Below are 19,214 nucleotides of genomic sequence, written 5' to 3'. Positions count from 1 at the left end.
AACGGTCAGTAAGGCACCGAGCCGCTCAGCGCCTCGATGGCCTCCACCAGCTCGTCATAGCCCACCGGCTTGCTCAGATGCCGGTCGAAGCCCGACTGGCGCGACTTGTACTGGTCGGCACTGGCGCCATAACCGGTCAAGGCGATGGCCGGGGTATGGCGCAGGTGCACGTAGCCACGCAGGGCCTTGATCAACGCATGGCCGTCCATGATCGGCATGCCGATATCGGACAGGATGATGTCGTATTCCTCACCCGCAGCGGCGTCCAGGGCCTCACGTGGCTTGCTGAAGGCATTGACAGTGGCGCTCTCCATTTCCAGCAGCTCCTGCATCACCGCCAGCACCTCTACGGAGTCATCCACCAGCAACACGCGAATTCCGTTCAGGCGGCCCTCGCTCGGCGGCTCCGAGCCCTGCGTACGCTGCTGGGGCTGCGTTTCGCAAAGGGGCAGGGTGACCGTGAAGGTGCAGCCCAGGCCAAGCCCCGCTGATGTGGCGAGGACGGTACCGCCATGCGCCTCGACCAGTTGCCGTACCAGCGACAGGCCGATGCCCAGGCCTTCGCGGCTGTGGCTGGCATGTTGCGGCGCAGCCTGGCTGAACAGGTCGAAGATATGCTCGAGGCTGTCGTGGCTCAGGCCCACGCCATGGTCGATTACCTGCAGGCGGGCATGGTCCTCGTCGTGGCTCAGCACCAGGCGTATGTCATTGCCCGCCGGGCTGAACTTCAGCGCGTTGTTGAGCAGGTTCCAGATGATCTGCTCCAGGCGGGTAACGTCACCCTCGATCATCACCGGCAGGTTGTCGGCGGGCAGCTCCAGGCGAACTGTGCAGGGATGTTGCTCGCTGACTACCACGCCATGGATGCCCTGCAGGACGGCAAGCAGGTCCACAGGCTCGGTCTTGAGTTTGAGCTTGCCGGTGCGAATGCGCGCCACATCCAGCAGGTCGTCGATGATCCGCGCCTGGCTGGTTACCGCATCGCAGATGGTACCGACGGCCTTGCTCGCTGCACTGATGTTCCGCAGCGACGGCAGGCGGCGCAGGATTTCGGCATTGAGCTGGATCAGGTTGAGCGGGTGCTTGAGTTCATGAGACATGACGGCGAAGAATTCGTCCTTCATGTGGCTGGTGCTCTGCGTCTCGGCCAGCTGCTTGCTCAGGCGCTCTTCGCCCAGGCGCACGCGCTCCTCGGCGGCATGGCTGCTGCTGATGTCGATGAAGGTCAGCACCGTGCCGTCGATTTTCTGCTCGCTGGAGCGGTAGGGCAGCAGGCGCGCCAGGTACCAGTGATCGCCCTGGCCGCCGATTTCACGCTCTATGATGGCCTCGCCCTGGGCCACGGCGCGGGCATCGTCGGCCAGCGCCGGGTAATCCAGGCGGTGGGTGATGTCGAGCAGGGAGCGGCCGGTATCGACCGGCAGCATATTGAACAGGTCGGTGGCGCGCGGGGTGAACCAGCGGATATGCAGGTTGCGGTCGACGAACACCGTGGCGATCTCGGTACAGGCGATCAGGTTGCTGAGGTAGTCGTTGACCTTGTCGGTTTCCTCGACCTTGTTCTTCAGCTCGTAGTTGACCGTGAGCAGTTCCTCGTTGATCGACTGCAGCTCTTCCTTGCTGGTTTCCAGTTCTTCGCTGGCCGAACGCAACTCCTCGTTGATGGCCTGCATCTCTTCGTTGGAGGCCGTCAGCTCCTCGCTGGAGACCTCTGACTGCTCGATGGTTTCCTGCAGTTGCAGGCGAGTGCGCTGCAGTTCGCGTTCGAGGTTGTGCAGCACCATGCTGTCGGTCTGGCGGATGACGCCGGGTAACGGCAGGGACGGGTCGGGCGCGCGTTCCTCGAATACCACCAGCAGGCAATCGCTGGCGCTGAGGTCGTCCTTGTACGGCTGCACGGTGATCTCCACCTGCAGTTTGCCCATGGTTTCCGCCAGGTCGACAGGGCGCGAGGTCACCGCCTCGGTCCCCTGACGCGCCTGGAACAAGGTGCTGCGCAGGGCCAGGCGCAGGGGCGGCAGTACCAGGTTGAGCAGGCTGCGGCTCGGTTCGCCACCGCCCACTTGCAGAAAACGCCCCACGCCTTCGCTCATGTGCAGGATATTGCCGTCGATATCGACGATCAGGCTGGGCGGCATGCGGCGCGCCAGGGCGCGGTAGTGCAGGTCGGCGAAGGATGGCTTGCGCCCCGGCTTGGCCTTGGCCAGCGCGCCCTGGGGCAGGCTGGCGGCCGAAGTGCCGGGCAGCTGACGGCCGGAACGGCGGCCGGTATTGCTGGCATCGAGTGCGCGGAAAATGCGGTTGCGCTTGTCCACCGGGGCGAACAGTTCACTGGCCATGTCGGCCGACTCGGACGACCCGAGGAACAGGTAGCCACCCGGGCGCAGGGCGAAGTGGAACATCTGCAGGATGTCACGCTGCACCTCACGGTCCAGGTAGATCAGCAGGTTGCGGCAGACAATCAGGTCGATCTGCGAGAACGGTGGGTCCGACAGCAGGTTATGCCGGGCGAACAGCACCTTCTCGCGCACCTCTTTGCGCACCCGGTAATGCTGGTCTTCCTTGAGGAAGAACTGGCGCAGCCGGCTGGGCGGCACGTCGGTAACGATCGCTTCAGGGTAGGAGCCACTGCGGGCGATGCCGATGGCGCGTTCGTCCAGGTCGGTGGCGAACACCTGTACCTTGTGCGAGCGCTGCTCCAGTGCCAGCTGCTCGCAAACCAGCATGGCCAGACTGTACGCCTCTTCGCCGGTGGAGCAGCCGGCCGACCACACGCGTATCTCGTCCGCGCCCTCGGCCGGGTCGCGTTCGCAGGTCAGCTGCGGCAGCACATGGCGCTCCAGGGCTTCGAAGGCTTCGCGGTCGCGGAAGAAATTGGTCACGCCAATCAGCATGTCGGCCAGCAACGCCCGGGATTCCGCGGGGTGCTGTTCCAGGTAATGCAGGTAGGCCGCCAGGTCTGCCTGGCCGGTCACATGCAGGCGGCGCTCGATGCGCCGCAGCACCGTGGCGCGCTTGTAGTGCTGGAAGTCGTGGCCGGTATTGCTGCGCAATTGCAGCAGGATCTCTTCGAGCATCGGCTCGCTGGCCTGGGCATCGCCGGCACGGGTGCCCAAGGCCGGTGGCAGGGTGTCGTCCTCGATTTCCGGGAGCCGGACCTGGCGGGCATTGCGCCACAGTTCCAGCAGCTTCTGCGGCATTTCTGCCGCCGGCAGCACCAGGTCGACCATGCCGGTCTCGATGGCGGCGCGGGGCATGCTGTCGTACTGGGCGTCGTCCGGGTTTTGCGCCAAGGTCACGCCGCCTTGCTCCTTGATCCGCGAAAGGCCCACGGCGCCGTCGGCACCGGTACCGGACAACACCACGCAGAAGGCGTGGTCCTTGTGCACGTCAGCCAGGTCACGGAAGAACAGGTCGATGGCCACGTGGTCGCCACGGCGCCGATTGGCCGGGGTCACGCGCAGGTAGCCATCGTTGGTGGACAGGCGATTGGCCGGTGAAATCACGTAGATGTGGTTGCGCTCGATGGGCACCGGCTCGGTCACCTGGCGCACCGGCATTTGCGTGGTCTCCTGGATGATGCGGTCGGCGACGCTCTGGTGGTCGGGGGACAGGTGCAGGACCACGACGAAGGCCATGCCGCAGTCGCTGGGCATTTGCCGGAACAGCGTACAGATCGCTTCCAGGCCGCCTGCCGATGCACCGATGCCCACCACCGGGAAATCCAGGTGGCTGGGGCTGAGCGCCGGGTTCTGGGGCGAGGCAGGTTGCTTGGGGGACGACTTCATGGACGGAGCCTTGTGCAGACCGGAACGTTCCGCCCGTAGCAGCATCATCGGGCGTGTGTGTGGCGGGATTATAGGCCGTCGCCATGTTGTTGAGACCTCCGCAGGCACAGGAAAGTGCGACCCGCCTGCTTCCGCCACGCAAACCTTTTGCCGACGCATGTTTGGTGCCACTGGTCAGTTGCCGGCAAAACCATTGAGCAGACTGTGTGATCGGCGGCTCGGAACCAAGGCATGGCAAACATCCATGCGACCCATCCATCGCAAGGAGAAACCACATGGCGCAGGATCAAGAGCGAACCAGCCAGCGCGGCGGCACCAAGGAAACCAACCCTGGCAATTTCGCCAATGACCGGGAACGGGCCTCCCGCGCGGGGCACAAAGGCGGGCAGGCTTCTGGCGGCAACTTCGCCAACGACCGCCAACGGGCATCGGAGGCCGGTCGCAAGGGCGGCCAGAACAGCCACGGCGGGGGCCGCCAGCAGTAAGTTGAAGGGTTGCTGGACACCCGGTATCCGCAGGTACCGGGTGCCGGCCAGGTACTGCGTAACGAGGCTGCAATAGCCTCTGGTACCTGATGTTCGACAATTTTTTGAATCTTCTGGCCGTACCCCGATCAATCAGGGTGTCATCCATGGAGAAGAGGAGGCCCCTGCGATGCCAAGCCCACAGCTGTACATCATCGATTACCAACTGCATGGCCAGCCGCGCAGTTTCATCATCCGTCTGGAGACGCTGGACAATGCCGAGGCCTGGCATTGGGCAAGTTGCGATGCGGGCATCGGCATCATCCCCAAGTTCGGCCGAGAGAAGATCAGGAAAGTCAGCAGGCCGATGGCCGAGCGCTACGGGATTACCGCGGTGAGCTGGCGGGTATCCGGCGGCAAGCCGAACCAGTCAGCGGCGACAATGTGATTCCCCGACTGCACAATCCGTGCGGGAACATATGTCCTGCTCAAATTCTAAAAGTTGGCACGATCCTCTGTGGGAGCGGCTTTAGCCGCGAACACCGGCGCAGCCGGTGCCATGCACCGCGTTGGATTCTTCGCGGCTAAAGCCGCTCCCACAGGGTACGAGGATCGCTTGCGAATTCCGTTATCTGTGCGACAGCGCGGCCCAAAGGGCTGGGCAATCTCCCACAGGGGATCGTGCAGACCGTCTGCATGACGGTCATGCACCGGACTCGGGGTCGCTGGCCGGCACGCCGGGGCGGTTTTCTTCGTCATCTGTCACATTGGGGTCGGCATCCGGGTCATCTGCCCGGTCATTGCGCCGGTCCGGCTCGAGCTCTGGCCAGTCATCCTGTGCGCTACCGCCACCCATCGCAGTAAAATCTTTCATCTCGCAACCCTCGCTCTCGATGAAAAAAAGGCCCGCGATCAGGCGGGCCCAATACAGGAGTGAGAGGCGAAGCCATTGACCACCCCTCATTGAATGAGAGCGGTAACAGCCAGGGGAGGTCGATTGGATATCCACCGCCCCTGACCAACGGCACTGTCAGGGCTGTTTCAGCACCAGGGTGAGAATGTCGTAGCTGGCGACCAGCTCGCCCAGCTGGTTGGTCACCTCCACATCCCACGCCACAACGCCCTGGGGCTGGCCCAGCGGGCTGGTCTTGCCCTGGTCGATCTTGCGCTTGCAGGTCAGGCGCGCCTGGATGGTGTCGCCGATGCCCACCGGGTTGATGAAGCGCAGGGTATCCAGGCCGTAGTTGGCCAGTACCGGGCCTGCACCCGGGGAGACGAACAGCCCGGCTGCTGCCGACAACACGAAATAGCCGTGGGCGATGCGCTTGCCGAACTGCGATTGCTTGGCGGCGATCTCGTCGAAGTGCATGTAGAAATGGTCACCCGACAGGCAGCCGAAGTTGACCAGGTCGGCTTCGGTCACGGTGCGCCGGTGGGTGAGCAGCGACTCGCCGATGCGCAACTGCTCGAAATAGCGGCGGAACGGGTGCACTTCGGTTTCGATCACTTCGCCACCGCGCACGTATTCGCCGGTTACCGCCGTGAGCATGCTCGGCGAACCCTGTACAGCGGCACGTTGCAGGTAGTGCTTGACGGCACGCAGGCCACCCAGCTCTTCACCACCACCAGCGCGGCCCGGGCCGCCGTGCTTGAGCTGCGGCAATGGCGAGCCATGCCCCGTGGATTCCTTGGCTGCCTCGCTGTCGAGTACCAGCAGGCGGCCATGCCAGGCGGCAGCCACCGGGATGGCCTTGGCTGCCACGTTGCGGTCGGCGGTGACCAGGGTCGCCACCAGGCTGCCTTTGCCCCGCGCGGCCAGCGCCAGGGCTTCATCGAGGTCGTCATAGGCCATCAGCGTGCTGACCGGGCCGAACGCTTCGATATCGTGGGCACCGCCTTCGGCATGCGGGTCACGGGCCTGAAGCAAGGTCGGGGCAAAGAACGCGCCCTCGGCCACGCCCTCGCCACGCGGCGCAAAGCCATCGCTAGCGCCGAACAGCTGGTCGCAGCTCTGCAGCAGGCTGCGCACCCGCTCGGCCACATCGTGCTGCTGATCGTGAGAGGCCAGGGCGCCCATGCGCACACCTTCCTGCGACGGGTCACCGACCACCACCTTGGCCAGCCGCTCGCGCAGGCGCGTGGCAACGGCGTCGATGTGCCTGGCCGGTACGATGGCGCGGCGGATGGCGGTGCATTTCTGGCCGGCCTTGGTGGTCATTTCGCGGACCACCTCCTTGATGTACAGATCGAACTCTTCGCTATCCGGGGTCACGTCCGGGCCGAGGATGGCGCAGTTCAGCGAATCGGCTTCGGCGGTGAACGGCACCGAGTTGCGTACCAGGTTCGGTGTGACGCGCAACTTGGCGGCGGTGTCGGCGGAACCGGTGAAGGTCACCACGTCCTGGCCTTGCAGGCGGTCGAGCAGGTCGCCGGTGCTGCCGATCACCAGTTGCAGGCTGCCTTCGGGCAACAAGCCGGATGCATTCATCAGCCGCACCACGGCCTCGGTCAGGTAGCTGGTCGAGGTCGCCGGCTTGACGATGCATGGCATGCCGGCTAGGAAGGTCGGGGCGAACTTCTCCAGCATGCCCCAGATGGGGAAGTTGAAGGCGTTGATGTGCACTGCCACGCCGGCGCGCGGCACAAGGATGTGGCTGCCGGCGAAATGGCCTTGCTTGCCCAGCGGGATGGCCGGGCCTTCGTGCACCAGGTTGCCTGACGGCAGTTCACGGCTGCCGATGCCCGCATAGGAGAACAGCGTGGCGTTGCCGCCTTCGATGTCGATCCAGCTGTCGGCACGGGTGGCGCCGCTGTGGTGGGACAGGGCGTAGAGCTGCTCCTTGCGCTCGGCCAGGTACAGGGCCAGCGCCTTCAGGCGGGCAGCGCGTTGCTGGAAGTCCATCGCCATCAGCGCGGCCAGGCCACGGGCGCGGGCAAAGTCCACGGCTTCGGCGAAATCCGGTCGCTCTTCGTGGCTGTAGGCCAAGACGTGGCCGTCCAGGGCGCTACGCAGGGCCTGGGCGCCGTGCTGGCCAAGCCAGCGGCCGGCGATGAAGCTTTGCAAGGTAGGGGCGGCAGACATACTGTTCTCCAATGTAGAGGGGGGGCGCTGTTACCACAGCGCCACGGTGTAGCCGATGATCAGGCGGTTTTCGTCCACGGCGTTGGTCAGGCCATTGCCGGACCGGAAGGTGACGTTGCGCCAGCGCAGGCTGACGTCCTTGAACGGGCCGCTCTGGATGACATAGGTGATGTCGGTGTCGCGCTCACGCTCACGGCCATTGCTGACGGTGGCGGTTTCGGCGTGGCGGCCATCGGTGTAGCGGGTCATGAAGCTCAGGCCGGGAATACCCATGGCGACGAAGTCGTAGTCGTAGCGCACCTGCCACGAGTCCAGCCCGGCGCGGGTGAAGGTGTTGTAGGTGACCAGGTTGACGGTGAACGGGTCGCCGCCGTTCACGAACGGGAAGGCACTGTCGCCGGACATCTGCTGCCAGGCGGCGGTGAACTTGTGGGCCCGTACGCCGAGGGTGAACATGGCGTTGAAGTTGCGGTTGTCGATGTTGCCGGCACGTTCGGCGCCGTCGTTGCGGCTGTCGAAGTAGCGCAGGTCGGTGCGCAGGCTCAGGCCTTCGCCCAGCGGGCGGGTATCGATCAGGCCGACGAACTGCTGGCGGTAGATGTCTTCGAGCTTGGCGTAGTAGTAGCTGACGCTGGTTTGCGGGGTGATGACGTAGCTGCCGCCGCCGAAGTCCAGGTGGTCGCTGCTGGCGGCGCCGTAGCCGATGTCGTCGCGGCCCGAGGAATCACGCAGGTTGGCCTTGGTCAGGCGGCCGGCGTTGAAGGTCAGGCCGGCCAGGTCCTGGCTGGTGAGCAGGCCACCCTGGAAGGTGGAGGCCAGCAGGCGGGTGTCGTTGTACACCACTACCGGCAGGATCGGTTGCAAGGTCCCCAGGCGCAGTGTGCTCTTGGCCACCCGCACCTTGCCGGTGAGGCCCAGTTCGCTGTAGTCATCGACCGGTTCATGGCTGTTCGGGCCGAAAGGCAGCAGGCCGGTATTGCGGCGGTCGCGGCTGGAGTCGAGCTTGATGCCCAGTTGGCCCATGGCGTCGACACCAAAGCCGACCGGGCCTTCGGTGAAGCCCGACTCCAGCTTGGCGGTAAAGCCCTGGCCCCATTCCTCGGCCTTGGCCTGTGGTGCGTTGCTCTGGCGGAAGTCGCGGTTCAGGTAGTGGTTGCGCAGCTCCAGCCGGGCGTGGCTGTCGCCGATGAAGTCTGCCATCGCCGGCATCGGCAGGGCGAGGGTCGCCAGCCAGGCGGCCGAAATGTAGTGCGTGCGGTTCATTGTTGTTGTTTTACCCGACATGGTTGTTCTTTCCTGAGAGTCAGTGCTTGCTGGCGCCGGCAGCGCCGATTCCGGTCATGGAACGGATGAACTGGGCCAGGTAGCGGCCACGTTCCTGGCTGGCGCGTTCGGAACTGTCAGTCACCGAGAACACCCAGGCGCCGAGGAAGGCCAGGCTCATGGAGAACAGCGCCGGGTTGCTGTAGGGGAACAGCGCCTTTTCGTGATGCAGCACGTTGACCCATACCGCCGGGCCCAGCACCACCAGCAGCACCGCCGAAACCAGGCCGGCCATGCTGCCGCACACCGCGCCGCGGGTGGTCAGGCCTTTCCAGAACATCGAAAGCAGTAGCACTGGGAAGTTGACCGAGGCGGCCACCGCCAGCACCAGGCCGGAGAGGAAGGCGATGTTCTGCGACTCGAACATCAGGCCGAGGATGACCGCCAGCAGGCCGATCAGCAGGGTGGCGATACGCGATACGCGCATTTCCTCCTGCTCGCTGGCCTTGCCCTGGCGCACCACGCAGGCATACAGGTCGTGGGAAACGGCCGATGCACCGGACAGCGCCAGGCCGGCGACCACCGCCAGTATGGTGGCGAAGGCCACGGCGGAGATAAAACCGAGGAACAGATTGCCACCCACGGCCTGGGCCAGGTGCACGGCGACCATGTTGCCGCCGCCGATGATCGCGCCGGTGGCGTCACGGTAGGACGGCTCGGTGCCGACCATGACGATGGCACCAAAGCCGATGACGATCAGCAGCAGGTAGAAGTAGCCGATGAACCCGGTGGCATAGAACACGCTCTTGCGCGCTTCCTTGGCATCGCTGACGGTGAAGAAGCGCATCAGGATATGCGGCAGGCCGGCGGTACCGAACATCATGCCCAGGCCTAGGGAAATGGCGTCCACCGGGTTGGACAGCAGGCCGCCCGGGGCCATGATCGCCTGGCCCTTGGCATGCACGGCCACGGCGCTGGCAAACATCGCCTCGGTGCTGAAGCCGAAATGCTTGAGCACCATGAAGGCCATGAAGCTGGTGCCCGACAGCAGCATCACTGCCTTGATGATCTGCACCCAGGTGGTGGCGAGCATGCCGCCGAAGGTGACGTAGGCGACCATCAGCACGCCGACCAGCATCACCGCGTACAGGTAGCTGATGCCGAACAGCAGTTCGATCAGCTTGCCGGCACCGACCATCTGCGCCACCAGGTACATCAGCGCCACCACCAGGGTGCCGAAGGCCGAGGTCAGGCGCACCGGGGTTTGCGCCAGGCGGTAGCTGACCACGTCGGCAAAGGTGTACTTGCCCAGGTTGCGCAGGCGTTCGGCGATCAGGAACAGGATGATCGGCCAGCCGGCCAGTACGCCCAGGGCATACAGCAGGCCGTCGTAGCCGTTCATGAACATCATTGCCGAAATGCCCAGGAACGACGCGGCGCTGATCATGTCGCCGGCGATCGCCAGGCCGTTCTGCATGCCGGTCAGGCCCCCGCCGGCGGTGTAGAAATCGCTGGCCGAGCGGGTGCGCATGGCAGCCCAGCGGGTGACCAGCAGGGTGAAGCAGACGAACACCATGAACATCGAGATGGCGGTCCAGTTCATTGTGCGCACTCCTGCTTGACCTTGTCGTTGAGCGGGTCGAGCACGTTGTTGGCGCGGTGCACGTAGATACCGGTCAGGGCGAAGGACAGCAGCACCATCAGCACGCCCACCAGCATGCCGACGGTGGTGACGCCACCACTGAGGGACTGGCCGAGGGTGCTGGGGGAAAACGCCACCAGCAGGACGAAGCCGTAGTAAATCACCAGCATGGCCAGGGTCAGGCTGCCGTTGAGGCGGCGTTTGCGCTGCACCAGGTGCTGGAAGTCGGGGTGGTTGGCGATGCTTTCGATGCGTTCGGGTGTCATGGGTTGCGATCTCTGGGTGTTGTAATTGTTTTGTTGAGGTCACGCGGGTGTTGCGGTGTTGCTGATGGCCTCTTCGCGGGTGAACCCGCTCCCACAGGTAGGGCGCTGCTCTCAAGACTTGTGCAGTCCCTGTGGGAGCGGGTTCACCCGCGAAGCAGGCAACGCGGTTTCAGAGCTGGTCGAAATCGAGCACCACCTTGTCGCTCACCGGGTAGGTCTGGCACGACAGCACATACCCGGCCGCCACTTCGTAGTCCTCCAGGGCATGGTTGCTGTCCATCTCCACTTCGCCCTCGATTACCCGGCACTTGCAGGTCGAGCACACGCCGGCCTTGCACGAGTACGGCAGTTCGGCGCCGATTGCATTGCCGGCGTCCAGCACGTTCTGGGTGTTGCGTGGCAGGTCGAAGGTGAGGGCGCGGCCGTCGCTGATCACGGTGATGTGGCTGAGCGCCGAGTCCACCTGGCGCGCCGCCTCGCGGGCTTCACGACGGGCTTCGCTGCCGGCTGCGGCGAACAGCTCGAAATGGATGCGTTCCTTGGCCAGGCCATTGGCCCGCAGGCTGTCGCGCACCGTCTCGGTCATCGCCTGCGGGCCGCAGATGAACGCAGCATCCAGGTTGGCAACGTCCATCCAGCGCGAGAACAGCTGGCCGCACTTGTCGGCATCGATGCGGCCGTTGTACAGGTCGACATCCTGCTGCTCGCGGCTGAACACGAAAATCAGGTTCAGGCGGTCGAGGTAACGGTTCTTCAGGTCTTCCAGCTTGTCGCGGAACAGAGCGCCAGAGCTGGAGCGGTTGCCGTACAGCAGGGTGAAGCGGCTGTGTGGCTCGCTGGCCAGGGTAGTGGCGATGATCGACAGGATCGGTGTGATGCCGCTGCCGGCAGCCACGCCCAGGTAGTTGCCCTGGCGGGCCGGTTCCAGTGGCACGAAGAAGCTGCCCGACGGCGGCATCACTTCCAGTTGCTGGCCGGCCTTGAGCACGTCATTGGCAAATGCCGAGAAGCGCCCGCCAGGCACGCGCTTTACCGCCACACGCAGTTCGCCGTCTTGCACGGCACTGCAGATGGAGTAGGAACGGCGGACTTCTTCGTTGTCCAGCTGGGTACGCATGACCAAGTACTGGCCCTGGGTGAAACGGAACTGCGCCTGCAGGTGCTCGGGCACGTCGAAGGCAATCGACACCGCGTCGCGGGTCTCGTTGCGCACTTGCTTGATGGTCAGGCTGTGAAACTGGCTCATGGCGTTCTCCACGGCTCAAATGCATTTGAAATAGTCGAACGGCTCCAGGCACTCGCGGCAGCGGTAAAGCGCCTTGCAAGCCGTGGAACCGAACTGGCTGAGCAATTCGGTATGGGCGCTGCCGCACTGCGGGCAGCACACCTGCGGCGCCTCGCCGAGCAGGCTGCGTTTGCTGGCGCTGCCCTGTGGCGGGGCGATGCCGTAGGCGCGCAGGCGCTCGCGGCCCAGTTCGCTGATCCAGTCGGTGCTCCAGGCCGGGGTCAGCCGGCGCTCCAGAGCCGGGGCGGGGAAACCGGCCTGTTCCAGCGCCTGGCGGATGTCCCCTTCGATCACCTCGGTGGCCGGGCAGCCGGAGTAGGTCGGCGTGACGACCAGGTGCAGGTGCCCGGCGTGCCAGCCGAGGTCGCGCACGATCCCCAGGTCGACCACGCTGACCACGGGCACTTCCGGGTCCATGACCTGGGCCAGTACCGCCCAGGCCCGGGCCAGGTCGTCGCCGCGTGGCGCGCGGGCGCCACGGTCGCCGGCAATCAGCTCACCAGGTTGCATCGGGGTACGCCCTTGGCAGGAACTGCATCTCGGCCAGCAGCAGGCCCAGGTGCTCGGTGTGCAGGCCTTTGCGACCGTCCAGGTAGAAGTGGCTGGCGGCCTTGGGCAGCGGCAGCTCGACCGAAGCGAAGGTCGAGCCAACCTGCTTGAGCCAGGCCGCGCCGACGGCAGCGGGGTCGGCGGCGATACCCACCTGTGCCAGGTGCACTTCATTGTCGCTACCGGCAGCCAGCTCGACGGTGAAGCGCCACAGTGCCGGGATGGCCGCGAGCATGCGTTGGCGGCTTTCTTCGGTGCCACCGCCCAGGCGTTGCACCCACTCGCTGGAGCGGCGCAGGTGGTAGGTGACTTCCTTCAGGGCCTTGGCGGCGATACCGGCGATACGCTCGTCGTTCGAGCCGACCAGGCCCTGAAGCACGGCGAAATGCCAGGCGTCATAGAAGAACTGTTTGGTCATGGTCACGGCGAAATCGCCGTTGGGCTGCTCGACCAGCAACAGGTTGCGATAGGCGCGCTCGTCACGGCGGAAGGCCAGGGCGTCGGCGTCACGGCCATCATCGAGCAGCTCGGCGGCATACTCCAGCCAGTTGCGCGCCTGGCCTACCAGGTCGAGGCCGACGTTCATCAGGGCCAGTTCTTCTTCGATGGCCGGGGCGCGGCCACACCATTCGCAGAGGCGCTGGCCCTGCACCAGGGCACTGTCGCCGAGCAGCAGCAGGTAGGGGACAAGGGTTTCGTTGTGCATGGCCAACCTCACATGTGTCCGACTTCGTCGGGCAGTTCGTAGAAGCTGGCATGGCGGTAGACCTTGTCGTCCGCCGGGGCGAACAGCGGGTCTTTCTCGTCCGGGGAAGAGGCGGTGATCAGTGCCGAGGGCACCACCCACAGGCTCACGCCTTCGCTGCGGCGGGTGTACAGCTCGCGGGCGTTTTCGATGGCCATGGCAGCATCGGCGGCGTGCACGCTGCCGACATGCTTGTGGTTAAGGCCGTGCTTGCTGCGCACGAACACTTCGTAGAGGGTCCAGACAGACATTTTCGATCTCCGCATCAATCGCCACTCAGGCGGCGTTCTTGTTCTGTTGCTTGCGCGCGTAGGCCACGGCGGCCTCGCGTACCCAGGCACCGTCCTCGATGGCCTTGCGCCGGGTGGCGACGCGTTCCTGGTTGCATGGGCCATTGCCCTTGATCACTTCGTAGAACTCGTCCCACTGGATTTCGCCGAAGTCGTAGTGACCGCGCTCGGCATTCCACTTCAGTTCGGGGTCGGGGGCGGTGCAGCCGAGCAATTCGAGCTGCGGCACGGTCTGGTCGATGAAGCGCTGGCGCAGCTCATCGTTGGTCTGGCGCTTGATCTTCCAGGCCATGGACTGGGCGCTGTTGGGGGAGTGCTCGTCGCTGGGGCCGAACATCATCAGTGCCGGCCACCACAGGCGGTCGATCGCGTCCTGGACCATGTCGCGCTGGGCCTGGGTGCCGTGGCGCATCATGGTCAGGAGGATTTCGTAGCCCTGGCGCTGGTGGAAGCTCTCTTCCTTGCAGATGCGGATCATCGCGCGCGAATACGGGCCATAGGAGGTGCGCTGCAGCACCACCTGGTTGACGATGGCGGCGCCATCCACCAGCCAGCCCACTGCGCCCATGTCGGCCCAGCTGAGGGTGGGGTAGTTGAAGATGCTCGAGTACTTGGCCTTGCCACTGTGCAGCTTGGCGATTTCTTCGTCACGGTCGGCGCCCAGGGTTTCCATGGCGCTGTACAGGTACAGGCCGTGGCCGGCTTCGTCCTGGATCTTGGCCATCAGCTGCAGCTTGCGCTTGAGGCTGGGGGCACGGGTGACCCAGTTGCCTTCGGGCAGCATGCCGACGATTTCCGAGTGGGCGTGCTGGGAGATCTGCCGGATCAGGGTCTGGCGATAGGCCTCGGGCATCCAGTTCTTGGCTTCGATCTTGATTTCGGCGTCGATCTTTTCCTGGAAGTTGCGCTCCTCGGGCGACATCTCTTCCAGCGACTTGACGCGCTTGACTCCGGTTTCCACTAGCTGTGCGTACATGTGTTCCGACTCCTGCTAAGGCATGAGTCATTTGTAAGCGATACAAAACATAACGTCAAACAGTTTTATGTGTATCGAATAAGATTTATGTATCACATTCCGGCCTCTTCGCGGGCTCGCCCGCTCCCACAGGGACCGCGCAGGCTTGGGCTTCACTTCATTTCCTGTGGGAGCGGGCGAGCCCGCGAAGAGGCCAGCCGAAAAAACGCAAAAAAAAGCCCCGGACGATGCCGGGGCCGAAAAGGCAGCCGAATGAATCAGCTGGCCAACCGTTTGTCGAACACGTGGCAGGCCTTGCCCTCGGAACGCTTGAGCGTGCCGCAGGGCTGCAGGCGCACCTGGGTGCTGATGCCGATGTAGGTCTTGATCTGCTTGGTCAGCTCCCCGGTCAACAGCTTGCGCTGGCCTTCATCGAGGTGCTGGCACTCCGCACGCAGTTCCACATGCACCTCGACGCTGTCCAGGTTGCCATTGCGATACAGATGAATCTCATAAAGCTCTGAAAGCTGTTTTATTTTTAGCACCTGCTCCTCGATCTGGGTCGGGAACACGTTGACCCCGCGAATGATCAGCATGTCATCGCTGCGGCCGGTGATCTTGCCGATCCGCCGCATCGGCCTGGCGGTACCGGGCAGCAGGCGAGTGAGGTCGCGGGTGCGGTAGCGCACCATGGGCAACGCTTCCTTGCTCAGCGAGGTGAACACCAGTTCGCCCAGTTGGCCGTCCGGTAGCACCGCACCGGTGACCGGGTCGATGATCTCGGGGTAGAAATGGTCCTCCCAGATGGTCGGGCCATCCTTGGTTTCGATGCACTCCATCGCCACCCCAGGCCCCATGATTTCTGACAGGCCATAAATGTCGAGGGCATCGATGCCCAGCCGTTGCTCGATAGAGCGGCGCAGCTCGTCGGTCCACGGTTCGGCGCCGAATATGCCCAGGCGCAGCTTGAGGTCTTGCGGGTCGATGCCCTGGCGCTCGATCTCGTCGGCCAGGTTGAGCATGTAGGAGGGGGTGACCATGATGATGTCGGGCTGGAAGTCGCGAATCAGCTGCACCTGCTTCTCGGTCTGGCCACCGGACATGGGGATCACCGTGCAGCCCAGGCGCTCGGCACCGTAATGCGCGCCGAGCCCGCCGGTGAACAGGCCGTAGCCGTAGGAGACATGCACCTTGTCCCCCTTGCGCCCACCCGCGGCACGGATCGAGCGGGCGACCACGTTGGCCCAGGTGTCGATGTCGTTCTGGGTGTAGCCCACCACCGTCGGCTTGCCGGTGGTGCCACTGGAGGCGTGCAGGCGCACTACCTCTTGCTGGGGCACGGCGAACATGCCGTAGGGGTAGTTGTCGCGCAGGTCGTTCTTGCCGGTGAAGGGGAACTTCGCCAGGTCTTCCAGGCACTTGAGGTCGTCGGGGTGGGCGCCGCACTCGGCAAAGCGCTGGCGGTACAGCGGCACGTTGTCGTAGGCGTGCTTCAGGCTCCAGCGCAGGCGCTCCAGCTGGTGCTGGCGCAGGGCGTCGACACTGGCGGTTTCCATCGGGTCCAACAGGGCACGATCGGCATCATGGTACATGTTCATGGCTTCACTCGAATTGTTCTTGTACGCCGCGCGGTACCGGTTGCAGGCCGCGTGGTGAGTGTCATGGAAGCAGCATATACGGCTGCGTTCGGTTCGGTAACAAGCCGATGGTCTGAGCCGCTCAGAGGCGTTCGATGACCATCGCGATGCCTTGGCCAACGCCGATGCACATGGTGCACAGGGCGTAGCGTCCGGCGGTTTCTTCCAGCTCGTGCAACGCGGTGGTGACCAGGCGTGCACCACTCATGCCCAACGGGTGGCCGAGGGCGATGGCACCGCCGTTGCGGTTGACCCGCTCGTCGTCGTCAGCCAGGCCGAGCTCGCGCAGTACCGCAAGGCCCTGGGCGGCAAAGGCCTCGTTGAGCTCGATGACGTCCATGTCGGCCAACGACAACCCGGTAAGCTCCAGCACCTTGCGGGTAGCCGGCACGGGGCCGATGCCCATCAGCCGTGGTTCGACCCCGGCCACCGCCATGCCGACGATTCGGCCGCGAGCCTTCAGGCCATGACGGCGGGCGGCGGTGCTGCTGGCGAGCAGCAGGGCGCAGGCACCATCGTTGACCCCGGAAGCATTGCCAGCGGTGACGCTACCGCCCTCACGGAACGGGGTAGCCAGCCTGGCCAGTTGCTCCAGGGTGGTGTCGCCGCGGGGATGTTCGTCGTGCTCGACCACTTTGGCCGGGCCTTTGCGCTGCGGGATCTCGACCGGCACGATTTCCCGTGCCAGGCGCCCGCGTGCCTGGGCGGCGGCGGCCTTGTGCTGGCTGCGCAGGGCAAAGGCGTCCTGGTCGGCGCGGGAAATACCAAACTGCTGCGCAACGTTCTCGGCCGTTTCCGGCATCGAGTCGGTGCCGAAGGCCGCCTTCATCAGCGGGTTGACGAAACGCCAGCCGATGGTGGTGTCGAACAGTTCGGCCGCGCGGCCGAACGCCTGCTCCGCCTTGCCCATGACGAACGGCGCGCGTGACATCGACTCCACGCCGCCGGCGAGCATCAGCCCGGCTTCGCCGCAGCGCAGGGCGCGGGCCGCATTGCCGATGGCGTCCAGGCCGGAGCCACACAGGCGGTTGATGGTGGTGCCCGGCACTTCGATCGGCAGCCCGGCCAGCAAGCTGGCCATATGCGCGACGTTGCGGTTGTCCTCGCCAGCCTGGTTGGCACAGCCGAGGATGACGTCGTCGATGGCTTTCCAGTCCAGTTCGGGGTGGCGCTGGATCAGGGCCTTGAGCGGGATGGCGGCCAGGTCATCGGCGCGCACGCCGCTCAAGGCGCCGGCATAACGGCCGATGGGGGTGCGCACGGCGTCGATGATCAAGGCATCGGCCAGGGTGTGTTCAGTCATCTTGCGTCTCCTGCGCCAGCACGGTGCCGCGCACTTTGTAGGATTTGCCATGGAACATCGCCACCAGCTCACCGCGCTGGTTCTCGATGCGGACGTGGTACAGCCCGGTGCGGCCCTTGCGGCTGACCTCGCTGGCGCAGGCGGTAAGCACGTCATCGCGCAGCGCCGGGGCCAGGTAGTCGATGCTGCAGCCCAGGGCGACGGTGGCCTGGTCGTGACTGTTGCAGGCGAAAGCAAACGCCGAGTCGGCCAGGGCGAACAGGAAGCCGCCATGGCAGGTGCCATGCCCCTGGATCATGTCGGCGCGTACCGGCATGCGCAGGCATGCCTGGCCCGGGCCGGCTTCCAGCAGGCGGATGCCCAGGCCCTGGGTGGCCTGGTCGCGGGCGTACATGGCCTCGGCACAGGCTTGTGCCAGTTCGACTTCAGTCATTCAGGGTGCCTCCTTTGGCTTCGCAGCGGCGTAACAGCAGGGAAGGGCGGTAGCGGCTCTCGCCGTAGCTGCGCTGCAGGTTGTCGAGCACGCGCAGGGTGTGGGCGATGCCGATGTTCGCGGCCCAGGCCAGCGGGCCGCAGGGGTAGTTGACGCCGGCACGCATGGCCAGGTCGATGTCGGCGGCGCTGCCGACACCTTGCAACACGGCATCGGCGGCCTCGTTGGCGAGCATCGCCACGGTGCGCAGCACCACCAGGCCGGGCAGGTCGGCGACCGCCGTTACCTTCAGGCCGGCACGCCGCAGCAAGGCCACCGCCTGGTCACGAGCGTTGTCGCTGGTGTCGGCCGACCAGCTGATGGCGAGGCGGGTGGCGGTGGTGTAGTCCAGGGCCAGGTCGAGCAGCACCAGATTGCGCAGGCCGTCTTCCCGGGCGCGCTGGCTGGCCAGGCGGCCATCGGACAGCGCCAGGGTGGCATCGCCCACCTGGATCAGGCCGCTGCCGGCGCGCTGGGTCACGGCGACGCCGCTCTGGCGCAGGCGTTCGATCAGCGGCTGCATCACCCCCAGGTCGCCTTCGACGACGCAGGCATCGACGCTGGCGGGGCTGTGCAGTTCGGCTGGCTGCGGGCGTTCGGCGCCTTCGGCATAGCTATAGAAGCCTTGGCCGGTCTTGCGCCCGAGGCGGCCTGCGTCCACCAGTTCTTTTTGCACCAGCGAAGGCTGGAAGCGGAAGTCGCCATAGAACGCATCGAAAACCGAACAGGTGACGGCGTAATTGACGTCGTGGCCGATCAGGTCGGTGAGTTCGAACGCGCCCATGCGGAAACCGCCGGCATCACGCAGCAGCGCATCGAGGCTGGCGCAATCGGCTGCGCCTTCCTGCAGCAGGCGCAGGCTTTCGGCGTAGAACGGCCGCGCCACACGGTTGACGATGAAGCCCGGCGTGGAGCGCGTGTGCACCGGCTGCTTGCCCCAGGCCTGGGCGGTGGCATGAATGCACGCGGCAACGGCCGGGGCGGTGGCCAGGCCCGACACCACTTCCACCAGGGCCATCAGCGGCGCCGGGTTGAAGAAGTGCATGCCAACCACCTGGTGCGGGCGTTGCAGCCCGGCAGCGAGGCTGGTGATGGACAGCGACGAGGTGTTGCTGGCGAGGATGCAGTCGAAGGCGCACAAGGCTTCCAGCTGGCTGAACAGCGCCTGCTTGACCTGCAGGTTCTCGACGATGGCCTCGATCACCAGTCGGGCATCGGCCAGGGCTTCGAGGTCGTCTACCGGGCACAGCCGGGCGCTGATGGCTTCCCGCTCGACAGCCTGCAACTTGCCTTTTTCCACCAGGCGGGCAAGTTGCCGGTCTATGCCGGCCACCGCCTGGGCTGCAGCGCCCGGGCGGTTGTCGTAGAGCTTTACCGGGTGGCCGGCCTGGGCCGCAACCTGGGCGATGCCTGCGCCCATGGCGCCCGCACCGATCACCGCCACCTGGGCATTGCTTGCGAGTGCGCTCATGA

At 65.2% G+C, this 19,214-nt stretch carries 16 protein-coding genes and 1 pseudogene; 2 read left to right on the top strand and 15 right to left on the bottom strand.

Annotated elements, in window-relative coordinates; all coding sequences use genetic code 11:
• Positions 1–5: 5 nt before the first annotated feature.
• The gene (locus RYH74_RS15355; RefSeq protein ID WP_317409681.1) at positions 6–3,788 is read right to left on the bottom strand and encodes a CheR family methyltransferase; all 3,783 of its coding nucleotides are present in this window, start codon (positions 3,786–3,788) and stop codon (positions 6–8) included.
• A 275-nt stretch (positions 3,789–4,063) separates the two neighbouring features.
• On the opposite strand from RYH74_RS15355, the gene RYH74_RS15350 reads away from it, so the two are divergent.
• A complete protein-coding gene (locus tag RYH74_RS15350) occupies positions 4,064–4,273 on the top strand; it encodes a general stress protein (protein WP_003259459.1) in 210 nt (69 codons plus the stop codon).
• A gap of 169 nt (positions 4,274–4,442) precedes the next feature.
• Positions 4,443–4,700 (top strand): DUF6555 family protein, encoded by a 258-nt coding sequence (locus RYH74_RS15345; protein ID WP_025339101.1) that lies wholly within the window; start codon positions 4,443–4,445, stop codon positions 4,698–4,700.
• Between the two features lie 255 nt (positions 4,701–4,955).
• Here the strand turns inward: RYH74_RS15345 and RYH74_RS15340 are convergent, their stop codons facing one another.
• The 14 genes and pseudogenes from RYH74_RS15340 to paaH all read right to left on the bottom strand — a co-directional run bounded on the left by RYH74_RS15340 (position 4,956) and on the right by paaH (position 19,212).
• Positions 4,956–5,126 (bottom strand): hypothetical protein, encoded by a 171-nt coding sequence (locus tag RYH74_RS15340; RefSeq protein WP_158090796.1) that lies wholly within the window; start codon positions 5,124–5,126, stop codon positions 4,956–4,958.
• 156 nt (positions 5,127–5,282) lie between these two features.
• Positions 5,283–7,334 carry a phenylacetic acid degradation bifunctional protein PaaZ gene (paaZ, locus tag RYH74_RS15335; RefSeq protein ID WP_317409680.1) on the bottom strand — a complete coding sequence of 684 codons (2,052 nt, stop codon included), beginning with the start codon at positions 7,332–7,334 and terminating at the stop codon, positions 5,283–5,285.
• Between the two features lie 30 nt (positions 7,335–7,364).
• A complete protein-coding gene (locus tag RYH74_RS15330) occupies positions 7,365–8,597 on the bottom strand; it encodes an OprD family porin (protein ID WP_317409679.1) in 1,233 nt (410 codons plus the stop codon).
• Between the two features lie 40 nt (positions 8,598–8,637).
• A pseudogene (locus RYH74_RS15325) lies at positions 8,638–10,206 on the bottom strand (cation acetate symporter); the annotation flags it as partial.
• Positions 10,197–10,505, bottom strand: coding sequence for a DUF485 domain-containing protein (locus RYH74_RS15320; protein ID WP_004376242.1), 309 nt, complete (start codon positions 10,503–10,505; stop codon positions 10,197–10,199). The pseudogene RYH74_RS15325 and the gene RYH74_RS15320, both read right to left, overlap by 10 nt.
• 169 nt (positions 10,506–10,674) lie before the next feature.
• A complete protein-coding gene (gene paaE, locus RYH74_RS15315; RefSeq protein WP_025339106.1) occupies positions 10,675–11,751 on the bottom strand; it encodes a 1,2-phenylacetyl-CoA epoxidase subunit PaaE in 1,077 nt (358 codons plus the stop codon).
• Positions 11,752–11,766: 15 nt separating this feature from the next.
• Positions 11,767–12,300, bottom strand: coding sequence for a 1,2-phenylacetyl-CoA epoxidase subunit PaaD (gene paaD, locus RYH74_RS15310; protein WP_085664847.1), 534 nt, complete (start codon positions 12,298–12,300; stop codon positions 11,767–11,769).
• Entirely contained in the window at positions 12,287–13,045 is a 759-nt protein-coding gene (gene paaC, locus RYH74_RS15305) for a 1,2-phenylacetyl-CoA epoxidase subunit PaaC (RefSeq protein ID WP_286099845.1), read from the bottom strand. Before paaC ends, paaD begins: the two co-directional genes overlap by 14 nt.
• Before the next feature lie 8 nt (positions 13,046–13,053).
• Positions 13,054–13,335 (bottom strand): 1,2-phenylacetyl-CoA epoxidase subunit PaaB, encoded by a 282-nt coding sequence (gene paaB, locus RYH74_RS15300; protein ID WP_013972614.1) that lies wholly within the window; start codon positions 13,333–13,335, stop codon positions 13,054–13,056.
• 25 nt (positions 13,336–13,360) lie between these two features.
• Positions 13,361–14,350 carry a 1,2-phenylacetyl-CoA epoxidase subunit PaaA gene (gene paaA / locus RYH74_RS15295; protein ID WP_025339109.1) on the bottom strand — a complete coding sequence of 330 codons (990 nt, stop codon included), beginning with the start codon at positions 14,348–14,350 and terminating at the stop codon, positions 13,361–13,363.
• Between the two features lie 257 nt (positions 14,351–14,607).
• A complete protein-coding gene (paaK, locus tag RYH74_RS15290) occupies positions 14,608–15,927 on the bottom strand; it encodes a phenylacetate--CoA ligase PaaK (protein ID WP_075045233.1) in 1,320 nt (439 codons plus the stop codon).
• 121 nt (positions 15,928–16,048) lie between these two features.
• Positions 16,049–17,269, bottom strand: a complete 1,221-nt coding sequence (gene pcaF, locus RYH74_RS15285; RefSeq protein ID WP_286099847.1) for a 3-oxoadipyl-CoA thiolase — start codon at positions 17,267–17,269, stop codon at positions 16,049–16,051.
• Positions 17,262–17,702 (bottom strand): hydroxyphenylacetyl-CoA thioesterase PaaI, encoded by a 441-nt coding sequence (gene paaI / locus RYH74_RS15280; RefSeq protein ID WP_023663508.1) that lies wholly within the window; start codon positions 17,700–17,702, stop codon positions 17,262–17,264. Before paaI ends, pcaF begins: the two co-directional genes overlap by 8 nt.
• Positions 17,695–19,212 carry a 3-hydroxyacyl-CoA dehydrogenase PaaH gene (paaH, locus tag RYH74_RS15275; protein ID WP_317409678.1) on the bottom strand — a complete coding sequence of 506 codons (1,518 nt, stop codon included), beginning with the start codon at positions 19,210–19,212 and terminating at the stop codon, positions 17,695–17,697. Before paaH ends, paaI begins: the two co-directional genes overlap by 8 nt.
• Between the last annotated feature and the right edge of the window lie 2 nt (positions 19,213–19,214).

The organism is Pseudomonas sp. LSJ-87, assembly GCF_032971465.1.
Taxonomy (GTDB): Bacteria; Pseudomonadota; Gammaproteobacteria; order Pseudomonadales; family Pseudomonadaceae; genus Aquipseudomonas; species Aquipseudomonas putida_Z.
Note: the sequence above shows the minus strand (reverse complement) of the source record. Positions and strands in the feature narration are given on the sequence as shown.

Excerpts from the sequence above, each read along its gene's own strand:
- RYH74_RS15320 (WP_004376242.1), bottom strand. The coding sequence starts at position 10,505 with ATGACACCCGAACGCATCGAAAGCATCGCCAACCACCCCGACTTCCAG.
- paaZ (WP_317409680.1), bottom strand. The coding sequence starts at position 7,334 with ATGTCTGCCGCCCCTACCTTGCAAAGCTTCATCGCCGGCCGCTGGCTT.
- RYH74_RS15345 (WP_025339101.1), top strand. The coding sequence starts at position 4,443 with ATGCCAAGCCCACAGCTGTACATCATCGATTACCAACTGCATGGCCAG.
- paaH (WP_317409678.1), bottom strand. The coding sequence starts at position 19,212 with ATGAGCGCACTCGCAAGCAATGCCCAGGTGGCGGTGATCGGTGCGGGC.
- RYH74_RS15355 (WP_317409681.1), bottom strand. The coding sequence starts at position 3,788 with ATGAAGTCGTCCCCCAAGCAACCTGCCTCGCCCCAGAACCCGGCGCTC.
- RYH74_RS15340 (WP_158090796.1), bottom strand. The coding sequence starts at position 5,126 with ATGAAAGATTTTACTGCGATGGGTGGCGGTAGCGCACAGGATGACTGG.
- RYH74_RS15350 (WP_003259459.1), top strand. The coding sequence starts at position 4,064 with ATGGCGCAGGATCAAGAGCGAACCAGCCAGCGCGGCGGCACCAAGGAA.
- RYH74_RS15330 (WP_317409679.1), bottom strand. The coding sequence starts at position 8,597 with ATGAACCGCACGCACTACATTTCGGCCGCCTGGCTGGCGACCCTCGCC.
- paaI (WP_023663508.1), bottom strand. The coding sequence starts at position 17,702 with ATGACTGAAGTCGAACTGGCACAAGCCTGTGCCGAGGCCATGTACGCC.
- paaE (WP_025339106.1), bottom strand. The coding sequence starts at position 11,751 with ATGAGCCAGTTTCACAGCCTGACCATCAAGCAAGTGCGCAACGAGACC.
- paaC (WP_286099845.1), bottom strand. The coding sequence starts at position 13,045 with ATGCACAACGAAACCCTTGTCCCCTACCTGCTGCTGCTCGGCGACAGT.
- paaK (WP_075045233.1), bottom strand. The coding sequence starts at position 15,927 with ATGAACATGTACCATGATGCCGATCGTGCCCTGTTGGACCCGATGGAA.
- paaA (WP_025339109.1), bottom strand. The coding sequence starts at position 14,350 with ATGTACGCACAGCTAGTGGAAACCGGAGTCAAGCGCGTCAAGTCGCTG.
- pcaF (WP_286099847.1), bottom strand. The coding sequence starts at position 17,269 with ATGACTGAACACACCCTGGCCGATGCCTTGATCATCGACGCCGTGCGC.
- paaD (WP_085664847.1), bottom strand. The coding sequence starts at position 12,300 with ATGCAACCTGGTGAGCTGATTGCCGGCGACCGTGGCGCCCGCGCGCCA.
- paaB (WP_013972614.1), bottom strand. The coding sequence starts at position 13,335 with ATGTCTGTCTGGACCCTCTACGAAGTGTTCGTGCGCAGCAAGCACGGC.